Source organism: Microbispora sp. NBRC 16548 (assembly GCF_030268985.1).
Lineage (GTDB): Bacteria > Actinomycetota > Actinomycetes > Streptosporangiales > Streptosporangiaceae > Microbispora > Microbispora catharanthi.
On sequence record NZ_BSSF01000034.1, the window covers coordinates 13,319 to 39,654 of the forward strand.

The 26,336-nt window shown below is 73.7% G+C and carries 21 protein-coding genes; 13 read left to right on the forward strand and 8 right to left on the reverse strand.

Features of this window, described 5'->3' with window-relative positions; genetic code table 11:
* Positions 1 to 25: 25 nt before the first annotated feature.
* Together QSK36_RS42100 and QSK36_RS42105 are read right to left on the reverse strand one after the other, a co-directional pair.
* The gene (locus tag QSK36_RS42100; protein ID WP_183541609.1) at positions 26 to 415 is read right to left on the reverse strand and encodes a winged helix-turn-helix transcriptional regulator; all 390 of its coding nucleotides are present in this window, start codon (positions 413 to 415) and stop codon (positions 26 to 28) included.
* A gap of 77 nt (positions 416 to 492) precedes the next feature.
* A complete protein-coding gene (locus tag QSK36_RS42105; protein ID WP_285786310.1) occupies positions 493 to 1,527 on the reverse strand; it encodes an LLM class flavin-dependent oxidoreductase in 1,035 nt (344 codons plus the stop codon).
* Positions 1,528 to 1,705: 178 nt separating this feature from the next.
* On the opposite strand from QSK36_RS42105, the gene QSK36_RS42110 reads away from it, so the two are divergent.
* From QSK36_RS42110 to QSK36_RS42145, 8 genes are all read left to right on the forward strand, one after another.
* Positions 1,706 to 4,435, forward strand: a complete 2,730-nt coding sequence (locus tag QSK36_RS42110; protein ID WP_285786311.1) for a family 78 glycoside hydrolase catalytic domain — start codon at positions 1,706 to 1,708, stop codon at positions 4,433 to 4,435.
* Between the two features lie 103 nt (positions 4,436 to 4,538).
* Positions 4,539 to 5,507, forward strand: coding sequence for an ABC transporter permease (locus QSK36_RS42115; protein ID WP_285786312.1), 969 nt, complete (start codon positions 4,539 to 4,541; stop codon positions 5,505 to 5,507).
* Between the two features lie 5 nt (positions 5,508 to 5,512).
* The gene (locus QSK36_RS42120; protein ID WP_285786313.1) at positions 5,513 to 6,400 is read left to right on the forward strand and encodes an ABC transporter permease; all 888 of its coding nucleotides are present in this window, start codon (positions 5,513 to 5,515) and stop codon (positions 6,398 to 6,400) included.
* A complete protein-coding gene (locus QSK36_RS42125) occupies positions 6,397 to 8,091 on the forward strand; it encodes a dipeptide ABC transporter ATP-binding protein (protein ID WP_285786314.1) in 1,695 nt (564 codons plus the stop codon). The genes QSK36_RS42120 and QSK36_RS42125 overlap by 4 nt, the downstream gene beginning before the upstream one ends.
* Before the next feature lie 20 nt (positions 8,092 to 8,111).
* Positions 8,112 to 9,770, forward strand: a complete 1,659-nt coding sequence (locus tag QSK36_RS42130) for an ABC transporter substrate-binding protein (protein ID WP_285786315.1) — start codon at positions 8,112 to 8,114, stop codon at positions 9,768 to 9,770.
* Positions 9,771 to 9,854: 84 nt separating this feature from the next.
* On the forward strand, positions 9,855 to 11,054 hold the full coding sequence (locus QSK36_RS42135; RefSeq protein WP_285786316.1) for a macrolide family glycosyltransferase: 1,200 nt from the start codon (positions 9,855 to 9,857) through the stop codon (positions 11,052 to 11,054).
* Between the two features lie 49 nt (positions 11,055 to 11,103).
* Positions 11,104 to 11,526, forward strand: a complete 423-nt coding sequence (locus tag QSK36_RS42140; RefSeq protein WP_183541624.1) for a PPOX class F420-dependent oxidoreductase — start codon at positions 11,104 to 11,106, stop codon at positions 11,524 to 11,526.
* Positions 11,523 to 12,020: a PPOX class F420-dependent oxidoreductase gene (locus QSK36_RS42145; RefSeq protein WP_285786317.1), complete on the forward strand. Its 498-nt coding sequence runs from the start codon at positions 11,523 to 11,525 to the stop codon at positions 12,018 to 12,020. Before QSK36_RS42140 ends, QSK36_RS42145 begins: the two co-directional genes overlap by 4 nt.
* 89 nt (positions 12,021 to 12,109) lie before the next feature.
* On the opposite strand, the gene QSK36_RS42150 is transcribed toward QSK36_RS42145, so the two are convergent.
* Entirely contained in the window at positions 12,110 to 12,667 is a 558-nt protein-coding gene (locus tag QSK36_RS42150; RefSeq protein ID WP_183541627.1) for an NADPH-dependent FMN reductase, read from the reverse strand.
* A 174-nt stretch (positions 12,668 to 12,841) separates the two neighbouring features.
* Between QSK36_RS42150 and QSK36_RS42155 the strand changes: the two genes are divergently transcribed.
* Positions 12,842 to 14,257 (forward strand): MFS transporter, encoded by a 1,416-nt coding sequence (locus QSK36_RS42155; RefSeq protein WP_285786318.1) that lies wholly within the window; start codon positions 12,842 to 12,844, stop codon positions 14,255 to 14,257.
* A 38-nt stretch (positions 14,258 to 14,295) separates the two neighbouring features.
* Here QSK36_RS42155 and QSK36_RS42160 read toward each other — a convergent pair whose 3' ends face one another.
* The 5 genes from QSK36_RS42160 to QSK36_RS42180 form a co-directional block, all read right to left on the reverse strand.
* Complete coding sequence (locus QSK36_RS42160; RefSeq protein WP_183541631.1) at positions 14,296 to 15,147, reverse strand: AfsR/SARP family transcriptional regulator; 852 nt, start codon at positions 15,145 to 15,147, stop codon at positions 14,296 to 14,298.
* Between the two features lie 149 nt (positions 15,148 to 15,296).
* The gene (locus QSK36_RS42165) at positions 15,297 to 16,088 is read right to left on the reverse strand and encodes a shikimate dehydrogenase family protein (RefSeq protein ID WP_183541633.1); all 792 of its coding nucleotides are present in this window, start codon (positions 16,086 to 16,088) and stop codon (positions 15,297 to 15,299) included.
* Position 16,089: 1 nt separating this feature from the next.
* A complete protein-coding gene (locus QSK36_RS42170) occupies positions 16,090 to 17,160 on the reverse strand; it encodes a 3-dehydroquinate synthase family protein (RefSeq protein WP_183541635.1) in 1,071 nt (356 codons plus the stop codon).
* Complete coding sequence (locus QSK36_RS42175) at positions 17,153 to 18,082, reverse strand: ROK family protein (RefSeq protein WP_285786319.1); 930 nt, start codon at positions 18,080 to 18,082, stop codon at positions 17,153 to 17,155. The genes QSK36_RS42170 and QSK36_RS42175 overlap by 8 nt, the downstream gene beginning before the upstream one ends.
* Positions 18,079 to 18,495: a type II 3-dehydroquinate dehydratase gene (locus QSK36_RS42180; protein ID WP_285786320.1), complete on the reverse strand. Its 417-nt coding sequence runs from the start codon at positions 18,493 to 18,495 to the stop codon at positions 18,079 to 18,081. Before QSK36_RS42180 ends, QSK36_RS42175 begins: the two co-directional genes overlap by 4 nt.
* A gap of 208 nt (positions 18,496 to 18,703) precedes the next feature.
* Here QSK36_RS42180 and QSK36_RS42185 point away from each other — a divergent pair, with 208 nt between their 5' ends.
* From QSK36_RS42185 to QSK36_RS42200, 4 genes are all read left to right on the forward strand, one after another.
* Positions 18,704 to 19,855 carry a DegT/DnrJ/EryC1/StrS family aminotransferase gene (locus tag QSK36_RS42185; protein WP_183541639.1) on the forward strand — a complete coding sequence of 384 codons (1,152 nt, stop codon included), beginning with the start codon at positions 18,704 to 18,706 and terminating at the stop codon, positions 19,853 to 19,855.
* 85 nt (positions 19,856 to 19,940) lie between these two features.
* Positions 19,941 to 21,080 (forward strand): Gfo/Idh/MocA family protein, encoded by a 1,140-nt coding sequence (locus QSK36_RS42190; protein WP_285786321.1) that lies wholly within the window; start codon positions 19,941 to 19,943, stop codon positions 21,078 to 21,080.
* Positions 21,070 to 21,759 carry an HAD-IA family hydrolase gene (locus tag QSK36_RS42195; protein ID WP_183541643.1) on the forward strand — a complete coding sequence of 230 codons (690 nt, stop codon included), beginning with the start codon at positions 21,070 to 21,072 and terminating at the stop codon, positions 21,757 to 21,759. Before QSK36_RS42190 ends, QSK36_RS42195 begins: the two co-directional genes overlap by 11 nt.
* Before the next feature lie 213 nt (positions 21,760 to 21,972).
* A partial coding sequence (locus QSK36_RS42200) for a beta-ketoacyl synthase N-terminal-like domain-containing protein (RefSeq protein ID WP_285786322.1) occupies positions 21,973 to 26,336 on the forward strand: 4,364 nt, incomplete at its 3' end.

Consider the following 26,336-nt stretch of genomic DNA (forward strand, 5'->3'; position numbering starts at 1 on the left):
GATCGGCGCGGCCGGCGGCCGCCTGCTACTGACGGGTGTCGGCGTTCCTGTCGTAGGCGGCCCGTGCGGCCGTGAGCTTCTCGTGGTTGTTCTCCGCCCAGTCCGACAGGGCACGCGTGGAGGTGAACAGTTCCCTGGCCAGAGCGGTCGCCGTGTACTCGACCTGCGGAGGAACGGTGGGATAGACGGTGCGGACGAGCAGGCCGTCACGTTCCAAGGTGCGCAGCGTGAGGGTCAGCATGCGGCGGCTGATGCCGGGGATCGTCCGGTGGAGCTCGGCGAACCGGATGGGCCCGCTGCTCGCGGCCGCGATGATCGCGATTCCCCATTTGCTTCCGACCCGGTCGAGGGCGTCGCGGAACGCCGCGCACGCGCCGGGCTCCACGTCGCCGGGCAGTCGAGATCCTGCTGACATCGCGCTCCCTTCCCCACTGAGAACGCCAGCCTTGCACGCGACCGGCGCGTGAACAAGCCGAGGCCTCCCCGCCCGGGTCAGCCGGGCGGGTCGGGCAGCGCGGTACGCAGGGTCGGCGCCACCTCGGTGGCGAACAGTCCGAGCGACTCCCAGTGGCTCTCCTCGGACAGGCCGTCCGGGTCGACGCTGAACACCGCGAGCGAGTGGCCGAAGATCTCGTGCTGGCGATGCACCTTGTCGATGATCTGCTGCGGGCTGCCGACGAGGGCGGGGGAGTGCGCGACGAACTCCTCGACGGTGGCGTGCGACGGTCTCCCGCCGATGCCGGCCAGCATCGCGGCGTGCCGCTCGAAGACGGGACGGTAGGCGGCGAGCGCGGCCTGGGAGGTCTTCGCCACGAGGAAGCCCGGGGTGCCCGCGCCGGTGAACAGCCGGTCGGCGGGCCGGCCGTACCGTGCCCACTCCTCCCGATAGCGCTCGACGAGGGGACGCACGCTCTCACTGGAGGCGCCGGCGTTGGAGAACACCACGGGGTCGCCGTACTCGGCGGCGAGCGCGACCGACTCCGCCGACGATGAGCTGCCGTGCCAGATCCTCGGCCGCCCGCCGAGCGGCCGGGGCAGCGTGCGGGCACGGCGGAGGGCCGGGCGGCGCACGGCCGGCCACGACACCTCCTCCGTGGTCCACAGCTCGTGCAGGAGCCGGAAGTTGTCGGCCAGGGCCCGGCGCTGCTCGGCGGGGGTCAGCCCGAACAGCTCGCCACCCGGACCGGCGCCCTTGCCCACGATGAGCTCCAGCCTCCCGCCGGACAGATGGTCGACGGTGGCGTAGTCCTCGGCGACGCGCACCGGGTCGAGCATCGACAGCAGGGTGACGCCGGTGAACAGCCTGATCCTGGTGGTCAGCGCCGCGACGTGGGCCAGGACGACCGGCGGGGCGCTGGACAGGAACGGCCAGTGGTGGCGCTCGCCCACACCGAAGCCGTCGAAGCCGAGCTCCTCCATCCGCACCGCCGTGGCCACCGTGAGGCCGAAGCTCGCCCGCGTCGCGGTCCGCTCGTCGGCTCCCAGATAGTCCAGATGGCGAATAGGAGCCACGCCGAAAAACTTCACGATGCGTTCCGCCGTATTCCGATAATCGCCGATCGCGAAATCGGCATGGTGGGTGCGCATTTCAACACGCTGCCGAATGTACGCGGCGGCGCCCGGCCCCGGAAGAAGGAACATTGCTGTTACCACCCGGTGCCGTGCAAATGTGAACGGGCCGTTTTTATTTTCCTGAGGAGGGCGAGTGTCCGCGCCGACGCGATTGCGGGTCGAACATCTGGTCGCGCCGCTGGGCATCACGACACCGGCTCCCCGGCTCAGCTGGTGGCTTCCGGAGGGCGCCGGGCGGCAGCGGGCCTACCGGATCCGCGGCCACGCCGGCGGCCGGGAATGGGACACCGGGTGGGTCGAGTCGGACCGCAGCCTGTTCGTGCCCTACGGCGGGCCGCCGCTCGGGTCGCGCGAGGAGGTGCGCTGGTCCGTGCGGGTCCGCACCGAGGCCGGGCTCAGCCCCTGGTCGGCGCCGTCCGGCTGGGAGACCGGGCTGCTCGCGCCGGACGACTGGGTCGCGGACTGGATCGGCCCGGCGGAGGACGAGGTGGCGCCGCCGGGCTTCCGGCCGGGCTTCCACCTTCGCGGCGAGTTCGCCCTGGTCAAGGCGGTGTCACGGGCCAGGGTGTACGCCACGGCCCACGGGCTGTACGAGCTGTTCCTGAACGGCCGGCGGGTGGGCGACGCCGAGCTCACCCCCGGGTTCACCGCCTACCGCAGCCACCTGCAGGTCCAGGCGTACGACGTCACCGCGCTGCTCCACCCGGGAGACAACGTGCTCGGCGCGATCCTCAGCGACGGCTGGTTCCGCGGCAGGACGTCCTACCACCGCCTGCCCGACGGCTTCGGCGACCGTACGGCGCTCCTGGTCCAGGTGCACGCGGATCACCCCGACGGGACCACGACGGTGTTCGGGACGGGTCCCGGCTGGCGCTCGGCGATCGGAGCGATCAAGGGGGCCGACTTCTTCGATGGCGTCGGGGCCGACCTCCGCGACGACCTCGCCGGGTGGAGCGACGTGGGCGTCCCCGCGGGCGAGTGGTCGCCGGTCGCCGTGCGGGAGCGGGTGCCGGCCCGGCTGGTGTCCTCACCGGCCCCGCCGGTGCGGCGGCTGCGGGAGCTGCGCCCGGTGGCGGTCACCCGTCTCGGGCCGGGCCGGCAGGTGATCGACTTCGGGCAGAACCTCGGCGGCTGGGTGCGCCTGTCCAACCTCGGTCCGCGCGGCACCTCGCTGCTGCTGACCCATGCCGAGGCGCTGCGCCCGGACGGCGACGTCGACACCGCGAGCGGCGAGGCGACGCTGCGCTGGTACATCCCGCCGCGCGGCGTCCAGGGCGACCACGTGATCTCCTCGGGACGGCGCGGCGAGGTGTTCGAACCGCGGCACACCCGGCACGGTTTCCGCTACGTGCGCGTCGAGGGGCATCCGGGCGAGGTCACGGACGAGGACGCCGTCGCGGTGGTGGTGAGCTCCGACCTGCCCCGCACGGGCTGGTTCCGCTGCAGCGACGAGCGGCTGAACCGCCTGCACGAGATCGCCTTCTGGACCTACCGCAACCAGGCCTGCGACATCCCCATGGCCGAGATGACCAGGGAGACCTCGGGGTGGACCGACTGGGGCTGGAACATCGGAGGCGCCCGGCTGCTGCACGACGTGTCCGGACTGAGCGTGAAGTGGCTGGCGGATCTCGCCGCCGACCAGTGGCCGGACGGCACCGTGCGCAACTACGCCCCCGACCCGCTCGGCCCGGCCAGCCTGACGGCGCCGCTGGCGATCCCCCACGGGCAGGCCGGCTGGGGTGACGCGGCCGTCACCGTGCCCTGGGAGATCTGGCGGGCCTACGGCGACGAGGGGGTGCTGGCGCGGCAGTACGCGTCGATGACCGCCTGGGTCGACCACGTGACCACGGTGGCGCGCGAGCACCGCCACCCCTCCCGGCGCGCGGCGCGGCCCGAGCCCGCGCCTCACGAGGAGTTCCTGTGGGACACCGGCTATCACTTCGGCGAGCACCTCGAACCTTGGCCGTCCCAGCGGCTGAACCTGGTGTGGAGCCGGCGCCTGTCGTGCCTGGACGACTTCGACGACTTCACCGGCGCGGTGGTCGCGGCGATGAAGGCGCGCGACCCCGGGGTCTTCGCCACGGCGCACTTCTACCGGTCCGCCCGGCTGCTGTCCCGGATCGCCGAGGTCCTCGGCAGGAGAGAGGACGCCGAACGCTACCGGTGCCTGGCCGGGCGGGTCCGGGCCGCGTGGCAGGCCGAGTTCATCGCGGCCGACGGGAGCCTGACCTGCGACACCCAGGCCACACACGTGCGGGCGCTGGCCTTCGGCCTGGTGCCCGAGGGCCTGCGCGCGCGGACCGCCGACCGCCTGGCGGAGCTGATCCGCGCCGTGGGGACGCGGCCGGGCACCGGCCTGCCCTCGACGCATCTGCTGCTTCCGGTCCTCGCCTCGACCGGCCACCTCGATCTCGCCTACGAGCTGCTGTTCCGCAGGGGCACCCCCTCGTGGATGTCGGTGATCGACAACGGCGGCACCACGTTCTGGGAGACCTGGAACGGCATGTCCGCCGGCGGTTACACGAATCTGGCGCTGAACATGCCCACGCGGGCGAGCGTGGTGGAGTTCCTGCACGGCCACGTCGCCGGCCTCCAGCTCGACAAGATCGTCCCGGCCTACCGGAGGTTCCGTGTGGCGCCCCAGCCCGGCGGCGGACTGACCTGGGCCGAGGCGCGGTACGACTGCCCCTACGGCCGGATCACGGCGGCCTGGCGCATCGAGGACGACCTGTTCTCCCTCCACGTCACCGTCCCGCCCGGCGCGACCGCCGACGTGGTGTTGCCCGACGGGACGCGGGCGCAGGCCGGGCCGGGCGCGCACGCGTTCGCCTGCCGGCTGTCCCTGGTGGGGGTTCAGGGGTGACATAGGGGGTGGCGCTGGGGGATGGCGCGGGGTTTTTGACGGCAACCTGTTGGACCGATCGGGAAAGCCGGAAACGACACCGGCGAAGGAGGTTGCCGAAACCATGGCGCGGTACCTGCTCGGCAGAGCGCTCCAAGGCGTCTTCGTGCTGTGGGCGGCGTACACCCTCTCGTTCGCCGTCCTCTACGCGCTGCCGAGCGACCCGGCCGCCGTCATGGCGGGCGCGACCAACAGCGTCACACCGGAGCAGCTGGAGGAGCTCCGGCACGAGCTGGGTCTCGACCGGCCGCTCGTCGTGCGCTACCTGACCGGGCTGGCCGGGGTGCTGCACGGGGATCTCGGACGCTCGGTGCAGTCCGGCGAGCAGGTCTCCTCGCTGATCGGCGGGGCGCTCCCGCCGACGGTCGCGGTCGCCGGCGCGGGACTCCTCCTCGGGGCGGTGTTCGGCACCGCGCTCGCGGTGCTGGCCACGGTCACCCGGCGGCGATGGCTCCGGCAGGCGCTGCTGAGCGCGCCGCCGCTCGGCGTGGCGGTCCCGTCGTTCGTCGTGGGGCTGTTGCTGCTGCAGTGGTTCTCCTTCACCTGGGCGCTGTTCCCCGCCATCGGCGAGGACGGGTGGCGCGGCATCGTGTTGCCGGCGCTCACCCTCTCCGTCCAGCCCGCGGCCCTCATCGCGCAGGTGCTGGCCAAGAGCATGAGTGACGAGCTGGGCCGGGGCTACGTGGACGTCGCACGCGCCAAGGGTGCGGGACCGTGGCGGGTGAACCTCCGCCACGTGCTGCGCAACGCCGCACTGCCCGCGCTGACCGTAGCCGGGCTGCTGGTCGGCGGGCTGCTCACCGGCGCGATCGTGGTCGAGGTGGTGTTCTCGCGCAACGGGCTCGGCCAGGTCACCCAGGCCGCGGTGGCCTTCGAGGACCTTCCCGTCATCCAGGGCGTGGTGCTCCTGGGCGCGTTCGTATTCGTCGCCGCCAACCTCGCGGTCGACGTGCTCTATCGGGTGCTCGATCCGCGGCTCGCGGCCGAGCGGGACTCCGTACGGCGTTCGGTGCTGTTCGCGGGCGGGGAGTGAGCCGGATGCCGACCACCGACGTCGCCGTGCCGGTCGGCGAGAGCGTGCCGCGATCGCCGGCCAGGCCGCGCTCCCGGACGGCGCTGCTGCTGCGCAGCCCCGGACTGGTGCTCTCCCTGGTCTGGGTGGGCCTCGTGGTCGCCGCCACCGTGGCGCCGTCGCTGTTCGCGCCGGGCGACCCCCTCGCCGTGGACACCGCACTGCGGCTGCGGCCCCCGTCCGCCTCCCACCTGTTCGGCACCGACCGGCTGGGGCGCGACCTGTTCGCCGAGACGGTGAACGGGGCCGGCCGGACCCTGCCCGCCGCGGTGCTGGCGACCGTGATCGGCCTGGGCGCGGGCTCGCTGCTGGGCCTGCTGGCGGGCTTCCTGCGGGGCGCGGCCGACACGCTGGTGATGCGCCTGGTCGACGTGCTGCTGGCGATCCCCGGGCTGCTGCTGGCGCTGATGCTGGTCTCGGTGCTCGGCAAGGGGAACACGCTGGACGTCGCCGTCGCCATCGGTGTGGCCGCGATCTCCAGCACCGCCCGGGTCATGCGCGCCGAGGTGCTGCGGGTGTCGGAGAGCGAGTACGTGGAGGCGGCGCGGACGGGCGGGGCGCGCCGGGTGCGCGTCCTGCTGCGGCACGTGCTGCCGAACTCGATGGGCCCGGTGTGGGCGCTGACCCTGCTGCTCTTCGGCGAGGCGGTACTCGGTGTGACCACCCTGAGTTTCCTGGGATTCGGCGTCCAGCCGCCGACACCGGAGTGGGGCTCGCTGGTCTCGTCCGGGCGCGACTTCCTCGGCAGTGCGTGGTGGCTGTCGATCCTCCCGGGCACGGTGGTGGCGCTGACCGTGCTGGCGGCCAACCGGGTCTCGCGCGCCTTCGGCCGTGAAGGGACGGGCCCGCTATGAGCACCCCGCTGCTGGAGGTCGACGATCTCGCGGTGTGGTACCGCGCCCGGCGCGGGGCCGTCCCCGCGGTGGAGTCGGTGAGCTTCACCGTCGCGGAGGGCGAGACGGTCGCGATCGTCGGCGAGTCCGGCTCCGGCAAGTCCACCACCGCGCTCGCGCTGCTCGGCCTGCTGCCGGCGTCGGCCGAGCTGGTGCGCGGGCGGATCGGCTTCGCCGGGCAGGACCTGGCCGCGCTGCCCGAACGGCGGCTGCGCGCCCTGCGCGGCCGGGAGATCGCGCTGATCCCGCAGGACCCCGGCACGTCGCTCAACCCGGTGCAGCGCGTCGGGACGCAGGTCGCCGAGGCCCTGCGGCTGGCGGGGGAGGCCGACCGGCGCACCGCGCCGGAACGCGCCGTACGGCTCCTCGCCGACGCGGGGCTCCCCGAACCGGAGATCCGGGCGCGGCAGTATCCCTCGCAGCTGTCGGGAGGCATGCGGCAGCGGGCTCTCATCGCGATCGCCATCGCCGGTCGGCCCCGGCTCATCGTGGCCGACGAACCGACGAGCGCGCTCGACGTCACGGTGCAGCGCCGCATCCTCGACCACATCGGCGAGCTGATCCGCGCCTCCGGCACCAGCATGGTGCTGATCACTCATGACCTGGGCGTCGCGGCCGAGCGCGCCGACCGGATCCTGGTGATGCGCGCGGGCAGGGTCGTGGAGCAGGGCACGCCCGCGCAGGTGCTGTCCGCACCCCGCGACCCCTACACCAGGTCGCTCATCGAGGCCGCGCCGAGCATCGACGGGTCCGCCTGCCCGCGCCGGGTGAAGCCGGCCGCGGTTCCGGTCGGCGCCCCCGGCGACCTGTCCGCGGGGCCGGGCGCCGGCACGCCCTTTCGCGCGCCGGACGGCCCCGCCGTACGCGTCGAGGGGCTGGTCAAGGAGTTCCGGCTGCCCCGGTCGTCCGGCGCCGGGCGCCCCGGCATGATCCGGGCGGTCGACGGCGTGAGCTTCGCGATCCCCCGTGGCCGCACCTTCGGGCTGGTCGGCGAGTCGGGGTCGGGGAAGTCGACGATAGCCAGGCTGATCCTGCGGCTGGCCGAGCCGACCGAGGGGCGCGTGTTCCTCGGCGAGGACGACATCACCGCGTCGCGGGGCGCCGAACAGCGCCTGCTGCGGCGGCGGATGCAGATCGTCCAGCAGAACCCGTACGTGTCCCTGGACCCGCGGCGGACCGTCGAGCAGATCGTCGCCGATCCGCTCGCGTCGTTCGGACTCGGCACCCGCGAGCGGCGGCGCGCCCGCGCGGCGGAGCTGGTCGACCTGGTGGCGCTGCCCCGGTCGGTGCTGCGCCGCAGGCCAGGGGAGCTGTCCGGGGGACAGCGGCAGCGCGTGGCGATCGCGCGGGCGCTGGTGCTCGACCCCGAACTCGTCGTGTGCGACGAGCCCGTGTCGGCGCTGGACGTGTCGGTCCAGGCTCAGATCCTCGATCTGCTCGCCGCGCTCCAGTCCGAGCTGGGGGTGAGCTACCTGTTCATCTCGCACGACCTGGCCGTGGTGCGGGAGATCGCCGACGAGGTCGGCGTGCTGCGCAGGGGGCGCCTGGTCGAGAGCGGCCCGACCGAGCGGATCTTCGGGGACGCCCGCCATGCCTACACGCGGGAACTGCTGGCCGCCATTCCTGGCCCTCGCCGAGAGGTCCGGTCGTGATATCGAGGAGGACGTTCACAGTGTTGGTTGGAAGGCGTCAGCTCGGGATCGCCGCGGTCGCCGCGGCGGCCGTGCTGCTCACCGGATGCGGCGGCGCGTCGCCCGCGGACGGCTCCGGTGCCGCGGGTGCCGCCGGTGCGGCCGGTGCCGCCGGGTCCCCGAAGCCGGGCGGGACGCTCACCGTCGCGCTCGGCGGCGACCCGGCGACCATCTTCCCCAGGGCGGTGAGCCCGCTGGTCCGGGAGGTCTCGCGGCCGATCGTCGACTCGCTGCTCGCGCTCGACCCGGAGACCAAGAAGACCGTGCCGTGGCTCGCGGAGTCCTACGACGTCAACGCCGACGCCACGGAGTTCACCTTCCACCTGCGCGGTGGGGTCACCTTCTCCGACGGCACGCCGCTGACCGCCGAGGTCGTCAAGCGCAACTTCGACGACATCGTCGCGAACAAGGCGAAGCTGGCCGGCTCCACCCCCACCTCCCTCATGGACCAGGGCGGTTACAAGGAGACGAAGGTCGTCGACGACAAGACCGTCGTGCAGCGCTTCTCCCGGCCCAACCCGAACTGGCCGCTGTGGCTGTCGAGCAGCGGGTTCGGCATCCTCGCGCCCGCGACCCTGGACCTGCCGTTCGACGACCGCTTCGACAAGGTGGTCGGGTCGGGCCCGTTCGTGCTCCAGTCGTACGCGCGCAACAGCCAGGTCGTGCTCACCAAGCGCAAGGGCTACCAGTGGGGGCCCCAGACCCGCGCGCACGACGGGGACGCGTACCTGGACAAGGTGGTCTACAAGGTGATCGGCGAGCCGAGCGTGCGGACCGGCGCGCTGCGGACCGGCCAGGTGCAGGTGGTCGGCGGGGTCAACCCGTCGGACATCGTCTCCCTGCGCTCCGCGCGGTTCCCGATCGTCGCCCGCAAGCTGCCCCGCAACACCGAGGCCCTGGTCGTGGTGGGCGCCGACCGGTCGCCGCTCGACGATGTGAACGTCCGGCAGGCGCTGGTCAAGGCGGTGGACGCCACACAGATCCGCGACACGCTGCTCACCCCCGACTGGGGCGTGCCGACCAGCGTCGTCACCTCCCAGGCGCTGGGCCACGCCGACGTGTCCGCGCTGCTCAAGCCCGACGCGGCGGCCGCGGGCGCCCTTCTCGACCGGGCCGGCTGGGCGGCCGGGCCCGGCGGCGTCCGGAGCAAGGGCGGCCACCCGCTGACCTTGAAGCTCGGCTGGCTCGACCGCGGCAACCCCTGGGACCGGCCGCTGATCGAGCTGCTCACCGCCCAGTTCAAGAAGATCGGCATCGAGCTGCGGCCTGAGCTGGTGAGCGCGGCCCAGTCGGTGGAGGCGCTGCAGGCGCACAACCGATGGGACCTGTTCCTGTCCGGCATCGCCGGCGGGCTCGACGCGGGGACCGGGCTGCAGGGCACGTTCACCGACGCGCCGCCGAACTTCTTCAACATCCAGGACAAGGACCTGCAGCCGCTGCTCCGGCGGCAGGCGGTCACCACCGACGCCGCGGCCCGCGCCGGGCTCGTCGCCGACATACAGAAGCGCATCGTCACCGAGGGCCTGGCCGTCCCGCTCGTGGAGGACACCGCCGTGGTGGCGCTGGGCAAGAACGTCCACGGGTTCGCCCTGGACGCCGACGCCCGGCTCCCCAGCATGCTCGACGTCTGGCTCTCGTAGTCCACGCGGCGCCCCCCGGACCGTCGCCCACCGGGCCCCGCCGGCCGCGGCCGGCGGGGCCCTACGCACAGTTCGGAGGAATCCATGGCCTTCCACCTGCTGGTTCTCGACATCCCCTCGAACGGGCACGTGCTGCCGAAGGTCGCCGTCGTGGACGAGCTGGTTCGGCGCGGGCACCGGGTCACCTACGTGGTGGCGGAACGGCTCGCCGACCGGGTGCGGCTCTTCGGCGCCGAAGTGGTCGCCTACCGGTCGCCCGACCCGCTGGCCAGCCTGGCCGAGGACGACCCGGCGGCGGGGACCCGCGCGTTCTTCCAGGAGAACCTGGCCATCCTGCGCGCCGCGCGAGAGCGTTTCGGGGACGACCGGCCGGACGCCGTCGCCTACGACGAGGCGGCGTTCCAGGCGGGCCGCATCCTCGCGAGCACGTGGGGGCTGCCGCCGGTGCTGCTTTCGCCCAGCGTGGTGTCCAACGAGCACTACGACTACTTCGACCACATGGAACGCCTCGCGCCCGGCCACCGGCTGGCCGATCCGGTGGAGGAGATCGAGCGGGCGCTCCGCGAGTTCGGGCTCGCCGGCCGGCTGCGGGACTTCCTGTGGACCACCCGGCGGGTGGAGGAGTTCACCATCGTCTTCGTGCCGCCGCTGCTCCAGCCCGCGTACGAGACCTTCGACCCGGAGCGGGTCGTCTTCGTCGGGCCGGCCGCGGAACGTCGGGACTTCCTCGGCGCGTGGGAACCGCCCGCGCCCGGCAGGCGGGTGGTGCTGGTGTCGCTGGGCAGCGTGCGCAACGCCGACGCCCGCTTCTTCGAGACGGTGATCGGCGCGTTCGCCGGGCGGCCCTGGCACGTCGTGGTGTCGGTCGGAGACGGTCTCGGCGACGCGGCGTTCGAGCGGCTCGCCGGGCTCGCCCCGAACGCGGAGGTCCACCGCTGGATCTCCAACGTCGGCGTCCTGGCGCACGCGGACGCGTTCGTCACCCACGGCGGCACCGGGTCGCTGATGGAGGCGTGGCACACCGCGACGCCGGTCGTCATCGTCCCCCCGGCCCCGGACTTCCTGCCGTACGCGGACCGGGTTGCCGAGCTCGGCGCGGGCACGGTGATCAGCCCGTCCGGCCTGGACGCCGTCCGGCTCGTCGCGGAGGTGGAGACGCTGGCGTCGGACGCGTCCGTCCGCGCGCGCATGCGGGAGCTGCGGGACCACACGCGGGCCGCCGGCGGCGCCCGGCGCGCGGCCGACGCCATCGAGGCGTATGTGAAGGGGGAAACGGGGGAATAGGGGGGTGTTCAGGGGAATACGGCGGCCGTTCCCGTCTTATCGTTCCGGCATGGCTGACAAACTCGATGAGAAGACACGGGCCTTTATCGACGGGAAGAATTTCCCCGTGGTGGCCACCGTGAACGCGGACGGGAGCCCGCATTCCTCGATTGTTCTGGTGAAACGCGGCGAGGACGACTCGCTGCTGTTCGTGACCCACGCGGGGCGCCGGACGGAGCGCAACATCTCCCGCGACCCCCGGGTCAACGTGTCCGTGTTCGACATCGAGAACCCGATCACCTCGATCGAGATCCGCGGCACGGCGGAGGTGCTCGAAGGCGGCGGCAAGGAGCTGGCCGACGAGCTGACCCTGAAGTATCTCGACGAGGTGCACGACGTGGACGACGTCTCGCGCGTGGTGGTCCGCGTCGTCCCGCACAAGGTCATCCCGTTCCCGCCGGAGAACCCGGCGGACAAGCCGGTGAGCCGGTGACGTACGGGCCGGGACAGGGGCCGGGGGCGCTGGCCCTGTCCGACGACGAGCTCGTCCGTCTGCTGGCCGGCCGTCAGATGGGGGCCCTGGCCGCCAACAAGCCGGACGGGTTCCCGCACCTGTCCACCGTTGCCTACGACTGGGACCCGGTGGGACGGGTGGCGAGGATCAGCACGACCGCCGGCCGCGCGAAGGTGCGGCTGCTGCGCCGCGACCCACGCGCCGCGCTGTACGTGAGCAGCGCGGATTTCATGGCGTGGGTCGTCGCCGAGGGCGAGGCCGAGCTGTCGGCGGTGAGCGAGGTGCCCGGCGACGAGGCCGGGCGCGAGCTGCTCGCGCTGCAGCCGCCCTACGAGCGGGCCGAGGACGAGGACGCATTCCTCAGGCAGATGGTCCTCGACCGCCGCCTCGTGATCAGGCTGCGGGTGTCGCGCCTGTACGGCATGGCACTCGACCTGCCGCGTCCCGCGGCGGACGGCGGGGACGCCCCCTGACCTGACGAGCCGCACACGACGCGGCGATCACCCGTACAGACGGAAGGCGCGGGCACCGGTACGGTGCCCGCGCCTTCCGGCGTCGGGGGTCAGCCGCGGACGGCCGCCAGCGCCTTCGTCCAGGACTCGAGCTGGTTGAGCACACGCTCCAGCTCGGACTCGCGGTGCTCCAGCGGCGTGAACTCGGGGTAGGCCGGGAAGTCCGCCGGGATCAGCAGCCCGACCTGCGCGGACACCGGCGCGATGCTCAGCTCGACCGCCACCAGCTTCAGGTGCTCGACGGCGCGCGCCCCTCCCGCGGCGCCGTAACCGACGAAGCCGATGGCCTTGTTGTTCCACTCGGCGTGAACCAGGTCGAACGCGTTCTTCAGGGCCGCCGGCGGAGCGTGGTTGTACTCCGGCGTCACCACGAGGTAGCCGTCGTAACGGCGGACGACCTCGGCCCACCGCTTGGTGTGCTCCTGGGCGTACTGCCCGACGGCGGCGGGGAGCGCCTCGTCGTAGAGCGGCAGGTCCTGGTCGGCCAGGTCGACGAGCTCATATTCGGCCTCGGTGCGCTTCGAGGCGATCTGGTGAACCCAGTCCGCCACATTCCGGCCGATCCGACCCGGCCGCGTGCTGCCGACGACAATGGCGATTCTTGTCATTCTTCAGTCCTTTTCTTTCTGCCTGTTCAGGATCCTGCACCAGTGCGCCCGCACGCGGGAAGAAGGCACATTTCCTTCCCGTGGTTACACGAATGTTCCTTCTATCGAGAAGCCGCGCCGATCGGGAGAATCTGGTGCGGAGAAAGGGGTCGGATGGTGGTGGCAGGGACTGAGGTGAGGACCGGGCGGTCCCGCTGGACGGCCCTCGCGGTGCTGGCCACCGGGCAGCTGATGCTGATCGTCGACGGCACCGGGGTCGCGGTGGCGCTGCCCCGGATCAGCGAGGACCTCGGCCTCACCGGCGCGCGGCTGTCGTGGGTGGTGAACGGTTACCTCGTCGCCTACGGCGGTCTCCTGCTGCTGTGCGGACGGCTCGGCGACCTGCTCGGCCGGAGGCGGGTCTTCCTTTCGGGCATCGCCGTGTTCACCGCGGGATCGGCGTTGTGCGGCGTGGCGGGCGACGCGACGCTGCTCGTGGTGGCGCGTTTCGTGCAGGGCCTGGGGTGCGCGATGGCCGGGTCGCTGATCACCGGAATGGTCGTCGTGCTGTTTCCCGAGGGCCGCGACCGCGTCCGCGCCATCAGCGTGATCGCGTTCGTCGCGGCCGGCGGGGGCTCGGTCGGCGCACTCGGCGGCGGGGTGCTCACCCAGCTGCTCGGCTGGCAGTGGATGTTCCTGATCAACCTGCCGATCGGCGTGCTGCTGCTGGTGTCCGGCCGCCGCATCCTGGCCTGCGACCACGGAACCGGCTGGGGCGGCGGCGCCGATCTCCCGGGCGCGGGTTTCGTCACCTCCGGGCTGATGCTGCTGGTCTTCGCGATCGGCGCGATCGGCCCCGGTGGCTCCGGCGTCGTGATCCCGGCCGTCCTGGCCGCGGCCGGGCTGGTATTGCTCGCGGCGTTCGCCGCGCGTCAGGCGCGGACCGCGGCGCCGCTGCTGAAGCTGTCGATCTTCCGGTCCCGCGCGCTGCTGGGCGGGAACCTGGTGCAGGCGCTGTTCGTGGGCGCGATGTTCGGGTTCCAGTATCTGGTCACGCTGTATCTGCAGCAGGTGCTGGGAATGAGCTCGATGGAGACCGGGATGGCCTACCTCGTCGCGTCCGCGGTGATCGGGGTGACCTCACTCGTGGTCGCGGAGCGGCTGATCGTCCGTTTCGGAGTGCGGCGGGTGCTGGTGGCGGGACTGGGCGCGGGCGTCCTGTCGTTCGCCTGGCTGTCCCGCCTGCCCGTGCCGGGCGGTTACGCGGCCGACGTCCTGCCCTCGATGCTGGTGCTGGGCGTCTCCGCGGGGCTGGTGCTGCCGGCCGCCACCGCGCTCGCCATGACCGGCGCCTCCGACGCGGACTCCGGGGTCCGCTCGGGAGTGGTCGGCACCGCGCAGCAGGTCGGAGGCGCGCTCGGGCTCGCGGCTCTGGCGGCACTGGCCGCCGCCGTCGCCGGGGGGGCCGGTGCCGCGGGGGCCGCGCGGGCGGCGGCGCTGACCCAGGGCTATCGGATCGGCTTCGTGGCGGGTGCGGTGCTGCTCGCGCTGGCGGCGGTGATCGCTTCGACCCTGCCGCGCGACGACCGCACCCTGCCGGGACGACCATGACGCCGGCCTCGCACCGCGCGGCCGGCCGGCTCAAGCGGTCACCGTGCCGGTCGCTTCCCCCAATCGGTCGTGCTGCCCGCGTCGGCGCCGATCGTGACCCCCGCCGCGTCGAACGCGCGCTGGGGCACCATCTGCGGGAGGGCGAGGCAGGGGCTCTGGTTGAGGATGGCCTGTTCCATGCCCCGCAGCTTGGGCGCGGGGTCCAGCCCGTAGCACTCCCGCAGGACGTCGCGGAGGTGCTTGTAGACGGCCAGTGCCTCCTGCTGGCGTCCGCAGCGGTAGAGCGCCAGCATCAGCAGGCCGCTGAGCCGCTCGCGTGTCGGCTCCTCCCTGACCAAGGCGGTCATCTCGCCGATCAGCTCGTGATGGAGACCGAGGGCGAGTTCGGCCTCCAGGCAGTCCTCCAGCGCGGTCAACCGCGTCTCGTTGAGCACCGCGAGCTCGGGCCAGTCGGCGTCGCCGCTCTCGACCACGTCGGCCAGCGCGCAGCCGCGCCACAGCGCGACCGCCTGCCGCAGCCATCGGGCGGCGGCCTCCCATGCCTCCCTGCGGTACTCCGCCCGGCCCCGGTCGACCAGCGCGTGAAAGCGGGTGACGTCGATCCGCTCGGGATTCACGCGCAGCGCGTAACCGGGCTGCGCGGTCAGGAGTTCGACCGAATCGTCCTCGGCGAGCACGCGGCGCAGCCCGGCGACCGCGTTCTGCACCATCTTGCGGGCGGTGGCGGGTACGTCGCCTCCCCACAACGCGCGGACCAGATCGCTGGTGGGCACGACGCTGTTGGCGTGCAGGAGGAGGAAGCCCAGGACAGCACGTTGGTTGATGCCTCCGAGCGGAACGGGACCGCTCTCCCCCGCGGCTTCCAGCGGACCGAGCAGGCTGAATCTCACGCAGCCCCCTTTTATCCACGTAAGGATTACCGATTTGGCTGGTTTCCCGTTTAATCCTACTAACTTTACATGGATACTGAAAAGGGTATGACGGCACGTTCAGCCGCGTGAGCGGGGGAGCCCGGCCCGTGACGGGGCGCGAGGCTCTTCTAGAGCCGGAAGAAGTCGCGGTAACAGTCCAGCTGGTGATCGAGCATGGCCAGCCCGTGGTGGACCGCCAGCCCCCGCGCGGCGGCGGCCCGCAACAGCGGGGTCTGCCTGCTCTTCATGACGATGTCGGCCACCAGCGCGCCCGCGGGAAGCGCGCCCGGGTCGAACGGCAGGGGGTCGCCGGGCCGCAGCCCGAGCGGGGTGGCGTTGACCGCGACGTCCGCGTCCTCCAGCCGGGGCTCGGTGGACCCGGAGACGCGGCCGGGCCAGCGCTCCCCGAGACGGGCGAGCAGGGCCTTGACACGCTCCCCGTCGGTGTCGCAGACCGCCAGCCGCGCGGCCCCGGCCTCCAGCACCGCGGCGGCCAGGGCGATTCCCGCGCCGCCCGCCCCCACCAGGGCGAAGCGCCGCCCGCGCGGCTCGTGACCGGCGGCGCGCAGCCCGCGGACGAAGCCGACGCCGTCGAAGTTGTCCGCGCGCCAGCGCCCGTCCGGCTCGCGCCGCACGGCGTTGGCGCTGCCGGTGAAGGCCGCCGCCGGCGCCAGCTCGTCCGCGTGCCGGCAGATCTCGAACTTGTGCGGCACGGTGATCAGCAGCCCGTCCAGGTTGCCGATCCGCCGCAACCCGCCGACGACCTCGGCCAGGTCGTCCGGCCGTACGTGCACCGGGACGAGCACCGCGTCGCGGCCGAGCCTGTCCAGCAACGGATTGACCAGCTCCGGGGCCCGCACCTGCTCGATCGGGTCGCCCAGCACCGCCAGCAGCCGGGTGGTGCCGGTGATCCGCCCCATCTCAGCGCCCTCCCGTCCCGGCGTCGCCGACGGGCATGTCCGCCAGCGCCGCCGCCACCTCCGGCTCCGGCACGCCGCGCACCGGCTCGGCGCCGCGCGGGCCGTCCAGCACGAACGTCAGCCCGTCCGTGGCCTTCTTGTCCAGCCGCATGAGCGCGATGAGCGCGCCGGCATCCGACCCGGGACCGGCGGGCAGCGCCGTGGGCAGCCCGTAGGCGGCGACGACCGAGCGGTGTTCGGCCACCCGGTCGGGACCGATCCGGCCGAGGCGCCCCGCGAGCACCCCCGCGAACACCGTCCCGATCGCCACCGCCTCCCCGTGGCGGAGCCGGTAGCCGGTGGCGCGTTCGAGGGCGTGGCCCAGGGTGTGCCCGTAGTTGAGCAGGTGCCGCGGCCCGGCGTCGCGCTCGTCGTCGGCCACGATCGACGCCTTCAGCACCACGCTCGCCGCGATCTGCTCCTGCACCGGCAGGCCGTACAGGTCGCCCGCGCCGATGAAATGGCAGCGGGCTATCTCCCCGTAGCCGTTCGTCCACTCCCGCCGCGGCAGGGTCGTCAGATACTCGGTGTCGCACAGGACCGCGCGGGGCTGCCAGTACGCGCCGACGAGGTTCTTGCCCTGCGGCAGGTTCACCGCGGTCTTCCCGCCGACGCTGGCGTCCACCTGCGCCAGCAGCGAGGTCGGCAGATGCACGACCGGCACGCCCCGGTGGTAGAGCGCCGCCGCCAGCCCCGCCGCGTCGGTGGTGGTCCCGCCGCCGACCGAGACGACCGCGTCCGAGCGGGACAGGCCGAAGTCGGCGAACCGCCGGCACAGCTCCTCGACCCACCCCAGCGTCTTGTGGTGCTCGCCGTCCCGGGCCGGGATCACCACGGACGGCACCCCGGGGTCGGGGGTCCACTCGGGGGGCCTGGCCGACACCACGGCCACGCGCCTGGCCCCGATCCCGGCGACGACCTCCGGGAGCGCGGCACGCACCCCGGGCCCGATGTGCACGTGATAGGCGCGCTCGCCCAGCGCGACCTCGACGCGGTGCGCGGCGGCGACGGTTGCTTCGCTTCCCTCAGTCATGATCACTCCTCGCCTGGAACTCTCGCGCCGGGGGCCCTGCGCCCGTCTCCTCCCGTTCCGCCAGCAGGACGGCTCCGTGGAGGGACGAGAGCCCGCCCAGCCGCGCCCGGCGTACGGGGACCGGGGGGAAGCCCCGGCGGGCGAGCCGCACGGTGCGCCGGGCGACGGCCCGGGTGAAGCCGGGCAGCCCCGCGGCGAAGCCGCCTCCGATCACGGCGACCTCCGGATGGAACAGCTCGCCGAGCCCGGTGACGGCGGCGGCGAGCGCGTCCCAGGTGTCGTCCAGCGACTCCACCGCCCACCGCGCCCCGGCGCGCAGTCCCTCACGGAGGTCGGCGTACAGGACGGGCTCCCCGCGGAGCCGGGCGGCCCGGCGCAGGGTCGCCGGGCCGGAGGCGGCCGCCTGGAGGCAGCCGCGCCGGCCGCAGTCGCACCGCTCGTCCCGCGCCCGCCGGTCCACGATCAGATGGCCGATCTCGCAGCCGGGCACGGGACGGCCGTCCAGCACGACCCCGCCGCCGACGCCGGTGCCGACCCCGAGGTAGACGACGTTCGGCGAGCGCGCGCGCCCGGCCTCGGCCAGTGCCGCCAGGTCGCCGTCGTCGGCCCAGCGCACCGCGGCGCCGGGGAACAGCTCGCACAGCCGCGCGCCCAGGTCTAGCCCCGCCCAAGCGGGCCGCCCCGGCCAGGTGGTCACCCGCCCGCCGGTGTCGAGGGCGGCGGGCATCGCGACCCCGACGGCGGTGATCGGACGGCCCCAGGCGGCGCGCAGCCGTGTCACCTCGCCGGTCAGCGCGGCCAGGTCCGCGACCGGGTCCGGGGGCGAGGGCCAGCGCAAGCGGGCCTCGCGTGGGGGTAACCCCGCACCGGTCAGGCGGAACGCGACCTTGGTGCCGCCGACGTCGATCCCGAGCCGGGTCATGCCGGCGCCAGCTCCAGCAGCGCACGGGCGGCGAGCCGGTAGCCGAGGGAGCCGAGCCCGGCGATCACGCCGTTCGCGATCGGGGCCAGCACCGACTGGTGGCGGAACGACTCGCGGGCCCACACGTTCGACAGGTGCACCTCCATCCATGGGCGCGGGTAGGCGGCGAGCGCGTCGCGCAGGCTCCACCCCGCGATCATCAGCGCTCCCGGGTTCACGATCGCCCCGGCCGTGTCCCAGTGGGCGTGCACCGCCTCGACGAGCGCGCCCTCGGACTCGCGCTGCACCGGCACGACCTCCCAGCCGCGCGCCGCCACCTCCGCCGCCACGGCGGCCACGATGTCGGCCAGCGTGTCCGTCCCGTAGATCTCCGGCTCACGCCGCCCGAGAATGCCCAGATTGGGTCCGTTCAACAAAAGCAACCGCACGATCGCCGTTATAACATCCGCCCCCCTAATTACGCGAGGAGTTGTGCGCGCGACATTCGGGCAAGGGAAATGTAGGGGGGTGTGTAGGGGATTCAAAAGGCGCTCGTCCCTCGGGTACTGTGCCGCTGAAACCGCCGCTGAGAGCGGTTTGCCGGGGCGATCCGGAAAGCATTCCGGGGAAGCGGGAGTAAAAATGAGCGATATCGGGTTACCGGCGTGGCCGCAGTATGACGAGCGGGAACGCGAGGCGCTGTCGCGTGCGCTGGAGCAGGGCCAGTGGTGGCGCATGGGCGGCGGCGAGGTCGACGCCTTCGAGCGGGAGTTCGGCGAGTACCACGGCGCCGAGCACGCCCTGGCGGTGACGAACGGCACCCACGCCCTGGAGCTCGCCCTGCAGGTGCTGGGCGTGGGCCCCGGGGACGAGGTCGTGGTGCCCGCCTTCACCTTCATCTCCTCCTCGCAGGCGGCGCAGCGGCTCGGCGCGGTGGCGGTGCCGGTGGACATCGACGCGGAGACCTACTGCCTGGACGTCGCGGCGACCGAGGCGGCGATCGGGCCGCGCACCCGCGCGATCATGCCCGTGCACATGGCCGGTCACTTCGCCGACATGGACGCGCTGACCAAGCTGTCGGCCGACAGCGGCGTGCCGCTCGTGCAGGACGCGGCGCACGCGCACGGCGCGCGGTGGAACGGCCGCCGGGTGGGCGAGTTCGGCACGGTCGCCGCCTTCAGTTTCCAGAACGGCAAGCTGATGACGGCCGGCGAGGGCGGCGCCGTCACCTTCCCCGACCGCGACTCCTACGAGGAGGCCTTCCTGCGGCACAGCTGCGGCCGTCCGCGCGGGGACCGCAGCTACCGGCACCAGACCTCCGGCTCCAACTTCCGGCTCAACGAGTTCTCGGCCGCCGTGCTGCGCGCCCAGCTGAGCCGTCTCGACGAGCAGATCGAGACGCGGGAACGGCGCGCTCCGCTGCTGGCCCGGCTGCTGGCGGAGATTCCCGGCGTCGTTCCGCAGGGCCGCGACGAGCGGGCCGACCGCGTGCCGCACTACATGGCGATGTTCCGGGTGCCGGAGCTGGCCGGGGAGCGCCGCGACGCGCTCGTCGACCGGCTGGTCGAGCGGGGCGTGCCGGCTTTCGTGGTGTTCCGCGCGATCTACCGGACCAACGGGTTCTGGGAGACGGGCGCACCCGACACCACCCCGGAGGAGCTGGCGCGCCGCTGCCCCAACGCCGAGGCGATCACCGGTGACGGGATCTGGCTGCATCACCGCACGCTGCTCGGCACCGAGGAGCAGATCCACCAGGTCGCCGAGATCGTCGCCGACGCGGTGGCGGCGGCATGAGCACGCGGAGCGAACCGATCCGCGAGGCGCGGGCCTGCGCGCCCGCGGCACGACGCGGCCCCGGGCCGTCGGACGAGGGGGCGACATGAGCGAGCGAAGCGGCGAGCACGGCGGAGCCGGGAACGTGCGGGTCGCGCTGGTCGGTCTCGGCTGGGCGGGGCGGGAGATCTGGCTGCCCCGGCTGGAGGGGCATGAGCGCTACACGGTGACCGCCGTCGTCGATCCCGATCCCGCCGCCCGCGCGGCGGTGGCGGGGCGCCTCGGGGGCGCCGCGCCGCCGGCGTCCGCCTCGGTCGAGGAGCTCGATCCTGACGCGCTGGACCTGGCGGTGGTGGCGGTCCCCAACCACCTGCACGCCCCCGTCGCGGCCCGGCTCCTCGCCCGGGGCGTGCCGGTCTTCCTCGAGAAGCCGGTGTGCCTGAGCGTGGAGGAGGCCGACCGGCTCGCGGCGGCGGAACGCGAGGGCGGCGCGGTCCTGCTGGCCGGCAGCGCCGCCCGCCACCGCGCCGACGTGCGGGCGCTGCTCGCGCTGGCCGGCGAGCTGGGCCCGATCAGGCACGTGGATCTGGCCTGGGTCCGCGCGCGTGGCGTTCCCGGCGCGGGCGGCTGGTTCACCCGCCGTGAGCACGCGGGCGGCGGCGCGCTGGTCGACCTGGGCTGGCACCTGCTCGACACCGTCGCGCCGGTGCTCGGATCGGCGGTCTTCGAGCAGGTCGTCGGCACGGTCTCGGCCGACTTCATCGACAACGACGCGCTCCGGGCCCGCTGGCGCGGCGACGGTGCCGGTGGCCCGGACGGCGCCCCGGGCGACGTCGAGGACACCGCGCGCGGCTTCCTCGTGACCGACGGCGGCATCTCGGTGGCGTTGCGGACGAGCTGGGCCTCGCACGTCAGCCGCGACGTCACCACGATCACGCTGGAGGGCGGCGAGGGCACCGCCTCGCTGCGCTGCACGTTCGGGTTCAGCACCAACCGGGAGAAGGCCTCCGTGCTCGCCCGCACCCGGCACGGCGTCACCGTCCCGATCCCGGTGCCGGCCGAGCGGGTGGGCGTCGAGTACACCCGGCAGCTCGACGAACTGCCCGCCCTGCTGGCCGATCCGGCCCAGCGCGGCGCGGCGATCGCGCGGGCCCGGCGGATGATCGGGGCGATCGGCAGGCTGTACGACTCGGCCAGGTCCGCCCGGCGGACGCCGGCCGCCGCGGGGGTGGGCCATGGCCGCTGAGCTCGCGGGCGCCGTACGGCGTGCGGTGATCTTCGATCTCGACGGCGTGATCGTGGACAGCTTCGACGTCATGCGCCGGGCCTTCCAGACCGCCTACGCCGAGGTGATGGGGGACGGTCCCGCCCCCTTCGAGGAGTACAGCAAGCACCTGGGACGCTACTTCCCCGACATCATGCGGATCATGGGGCTGCCGCCGGAGATCGAGGAGCCGTTCGTGCGGGAGAGCTACCGGCTCTCGCGCGAGGTCACCGTCTTCGACGGCGTGGAGCCGCTGCTGGAGGAGCTGAACCGGCACGGTCTCCCGCTCGCCGTCGCGACCGGCAAGAGCGGGCCGCGGGCGCGGTCCCTGCTCGGCGAGCTGGGCCTCGCGGGGCGGTTCGCCCACGTGATCGGCTCGGACGAGGTGCCGCGGCCCAAGCCGGCGCCCGACATCGTCGAGCGCGCCCTCCGTCTGCTCGGCGTCCGCCCGGAGGAAGCGGTGATGATCGGCGACGCCGTCACCGATCTGCGCAGCGCGCGCGGAGCGGGCGTCGCCGCGGTCGCCGCGTTGTGGGGCGAGAGCGAGGCGGCGCCGCTGCTGGCCGAGCGGCCGGACGCGGTGCTGCACCGGCCGTCGGATCTGCTCGAGCTGCTGCTCCCGTCCCTTACTCACGTGCCGGCGGTGAGTGAGGGCATTTAGGGGGGCGGTTAGGGGATTTTCCCGGCCGATTCTTCATGAGACTCGTCAGGCAGGCTCGCCATTGTTTCGGGCGGTTCTCGTCCGTGACTGATTTCTCTCTGGGGGACACGTCGAATGCTGCGCACGGAGTTGATTCGGCCACTACCTGAATTGCTGACCGAGCACGCCCGCCGTACGCCCCGGAAGGTCGCCTTCAGGGATGCGCGGCGGAGCGTGACCTACGCAGAACTCGAATTGCGCACCCGGCGCCTGGCGGGTCATCTGGCCGAGCGCAGGCTCCAGCCCGGCGACCGCGCGGCGATCCTGCTGGGCAACCGGGTCGAGATGGTGGAGAGCTATCTGGCCCTGGTCCGGGCCGGCGCGGTCGGCGTCCCGGTCAACCCGCGGGTCACCGAGACGGAGCTGGCCTATCTGCTCGACGACAGCGGCGCACGAGTGGTGATCACCGACCCGGCGCACGCCGCGCCGCTGGCCCGCGTGCTCGGCGGGCGCCAGGACGTGACCGTCCTCGTCACCGGGGAGGCCGACGAGGCGGGCGAGGGCACGGGACCCGGCGCACCCGGCCACGGCAGGGGCGACCGGGCCGCCGAGACCCTCCCCGCCGGGGCCGTCTCCTACGCCGTGCTCGCCGGCACCGATCCCGCCACCCCGGCCCGCGACGACCTCGGACTGGACGAACCCGCGTGGATGCTCTACACCTCCGGCACCACGGGGAAGCCCAAGGGAGTCGTCTCCACGCAGCGCAACTGCCTGTGGTCGGTCGCCGCCTGCTACGTGCCGGTGCCGGGCCTGTCGGCCGACGACCGCGTCCTGTGGCCGCTGCCGCTGTTCCACAGCCTGTCGCACATCGCATGCGTGCTCAGCGTCACCGCGGTCGGCGCGACCGCGCGGATCCTGGACGGCTTCAGCGCGGGCGAGGTGCTCGACGCGCTGCGGGAGGACGCCTCCACGTTCCTCGCGGGCGTGCCGACCATGTATCACCACCTCGTCCGGGCGGCTCGGGAGGAGGGCTTCCGCGCCCCGCACCTGCGGATGTGCCTGGTCGGCGGCGCGGTCACCACGGCCGCGCTGCGCCGCGCGTTCGAGGAGGCGTTCGACGCGCCGCTGCTGGACGCCTACGGCAGCACCGAGACCTGCGGGTCGATCACCATCAACTGGCCGACCGGCGCCCGCGTCGAGGGCTCGTGCGGGCTGCCGGTGCCGGGCCTCGGCGTACGGCTCGTGGACCCGGAGACCCTCATCGACGTCGCGGCGGGCGAGGAGGGCGAGGTCTGGGTGCGCGGCCCCAGCGTGATGGCCGGTTACCACAACCAGCCCGAGGCCACCGCCGCGGCGTTCCACGACGGCTGGTACCGCACCGGTGACCTGGCCAGGCGGGACGCGGCGGGCTACTTCACGATCACCGGGCGGATCAAGGAACTGATCATCCGGGGCGGCGAGAACATCCATCCCGGCGAAGTGGAGGAGGTCCTGCGCGCCCAGCCCGGCGTCGCGGACGTCGCGGTGGTGGGACGGCCGCACGAGGTCCTCGGCGAGGTCCCCGTCGCCTTCCTGGTGCCGGGGCCGGACGGCCTGGACCCCGCGGCGCTGTTCGCCGCCTGCCGCGAGCACCTGGCGTACTTCAAGGTCCCGGAGGAGCTGTACGAGATCGACGCGATCCCGCGCACGGCGTCCGGGAAGATCACCCGGCACCTGCTGCTGGAGCGTCCCGCCCGGTTGCGCGCCTCCGGCGGCGGCCACTACGAGTCGCTGCTCAGGGTCGACTGGATCCCGGTGCCCTCCGTCCCGGCGCGGCCCGCGCAGGTGCCCACGGCCTGGGGAGTCGCGGGCGCGGACGTCCGCGACCTCGGACTCGGCCCGGAGAACGCGCCGGCCCGCTTTCCCGACCTGGACGCCGTGCACCGGGCCGTCGCCTCGGGCGAACCGCTTCCCGAGGTGGTGGTGACCTCCGCCGCGATCCGGGGGACCGGCGGCGAAGGCGGCCAGGACGCGGTCGCCGGCACGCCGCACGATCTGTCCGCACGGCTCAAGGCGTGGGCGGCCGACGAGCGGCTCTCGGGAGTCCGGCTGGTCGTCGTGACGCGTGGCGCGGTCGCCGTGGACGGCGCGGACGCCGCCGCCGACCTCGCCCAGGCGCCAGTGTGGGGCGTGGTGCGCTGCGCCCAGGCGGCGCATCCGGACCGGTTCACGCTGGTCGACCTGGAGCCCGGCGACGACGCCTCGGCCCGGCTCATCCCGCAGGCGCTGGCGGCGGGCGAACCGCAGGCGGCGGCGCGGTCGGGCGTGCTGCTCGCGCCGCGCGCGGCCCACGTCGCCGTCGCCGCGGACGGCGGCACCCCCGTCCCGTTCGGCCCCGGCACGACCGTCCTGGTCACCGGGGTGGACGGCGAGCTGGGCGCGGCCGTGGCCCGGCACCTGGCCGGCGGCTACGGGGTGCGCGAGCTGCTGCTCGTCGCCGGAAGCGGCGAGGCCGGCCGTGGCGCGGAGGAGCTGCGCGCCGAGCTGGCCGGGCGGGGCGCCGAGGTCGCGCTCGCCGCCTGCGACCTCGCCGACCGGGACGCCCTCGCCGCCCTGCTGGACCGGGCCGGATGGCGGCCGGCCGCGGTCGTCCACGCCCACGCCGGGCAGGCGGCGTCCGCGGCCGGGGCGCTGAACCTGCACGAGCTCACCGGGGACCTGGACGCGTTCGTGCTCTTGTCCCCGGCCACCGGCCTGCTGGGGGCGCCGGGACGAGAGGAGGAGGCCGCCGCCGGCGCCTTCCACGACGCGCTGGCCCGCCACCGCGCGGCCCGCGGCCTGCCCGCGCTGTCGCTGGCCGTCGGCCCGGCCGAGGGCGACGGCCGCCCCTCGCCGTCGGGGGTCGGGAGGTTGACCGCGCAGCAGCGTATGGCGATGCTCGACGCCGCCGTCGTGTCGGGGGACAGCGCTCTCGTCGCGTTGCGCCTGGACCCGGCCGCCGTACGCGCGGAGGACGTCCCCGGCCCGCTGCGCGGGCTGATCGAGGCCCCCGCGCGGGCGGCCGCGCCCGACGAGGGCGTGTCAGCGGGGCTGCGCAGGCGGCTTCTCGACCTGCCCACGCCGGTCGAGCGGGACCGGCTCGTGACCGACCTCGTCCGCGCGGAGGTCGCCCGCCTGCTGGCTCCAGCCGCGGACGCCGGCCGGGCCGGTGACGGGACAGGGGACGGTGATCCGGCCGGGGACGGCGTGCCCGCCGATCTCGCCTTCCGCGACCTCGGCCTGACCTCCCTGACCGCCGTCGCGCTGCGCGACCGGCTCACCGCCGTGTCCGGGCTGAGCCTGCCCGCCACGCTGGCCTTCGACCACCCGACCCCCGCCGCCGTGGGACGGCGGCTGCGGATGCTGCTGCTCGGCGAGACCGGTGCCGAGACCGAGGTGCGCGACGCGGCCGGCCCCCGCGTCCGGTCCGACGAGCCGATCGCGATCGTGGGCATGGCCTGCCGCCTGCCCGGCGGGATCGCCTCGCCCGAGGAACTGTGGCGGCTCGTCGAGTCCGGCGGGGAGGCGATCTCGGAGTTCCCCGGCGACCGGGGCTGGGACCTGGAGACGCTGTTCGACCCCGACCACACCCGTCCCGGAACCTCCACGACCCGTTATGGCGGGTTCCTGCACGACGCCGGCGACTTCGACGCGGCGTTCTTCGGCATCTCGCCGCGGGAGGCGCTGGCGATGGACCCGCAGCAGCGGTTGCTGCTGGAGGTGTCGTGGGAGGCGCTGGAGCGGGCGGGCCTCGATCCCACCTCGCTGCGCGGCCGCGATGTCGGCGTCTTCTCGGGGCTGATGTACCACGACTACGCCACCGATCTCGGCATGGTTCCCGACGGGCTGGAGGGTTACCTGGGCACCGGCAATTCCGGCAGCGTCGCGTCGGGGCGGGTGTCGTACACCCTGGGGCTGGAGGGTCCGGCGGTGACGGTGGACACGGCGTGTTCGTCGTCGCTGGTGGCGTTGCACCTGGCCGTGCAGTCGCTGCGCGCCGGGGAGTCCTCGCTGGCGCTCGCCGGGGGAGTGAGCGTCATGGCGACGCCCGAGGTCTTCGTCGACTTCTCCCGGCAGCGCGGGCTGGCGCCGGACGGGCGCTGCAAGGCGTTCGCGGAGGCGGCCGACGGCACCGGCCTCTCCGAGGGGGTGGGGGTGCTGGTGTTGGAGCGGTTGTCGGATGCGCGGCGTCATGGCCGGCGGGTGCTGGCGGTGGTGCGTGGGTCGGCGGTGAATCAGGACGGGGCGTCGAATGGGTTGACGGCGCCGAACGGTCCGTCGCAGCAGCGGGTGATCCGGCAGGCGTTGGCGAGTGCGGGTCTTGATGTGGCCGATGTGGATGTGGTGGAGGCGCACGGGACGGGGACGCGGCTGGGTGATCCGATCGAGGCGGGGGCGTTGCTGGCGACGTATGGGCAACGTGGTCCGGAACGGCCGTTGTGGTTGGGGTCGGTGAAGTCGAACATCGGGCATGCGCAGGCGGCTGCGGGTGTGGCTGGTGTGATCAAGATGGTGGAGGCGTTGCGGCGGGGGGTGTTGCCGGCGACGTTGCATGTGGATGCGCCGTCGTCGAAGGTGGA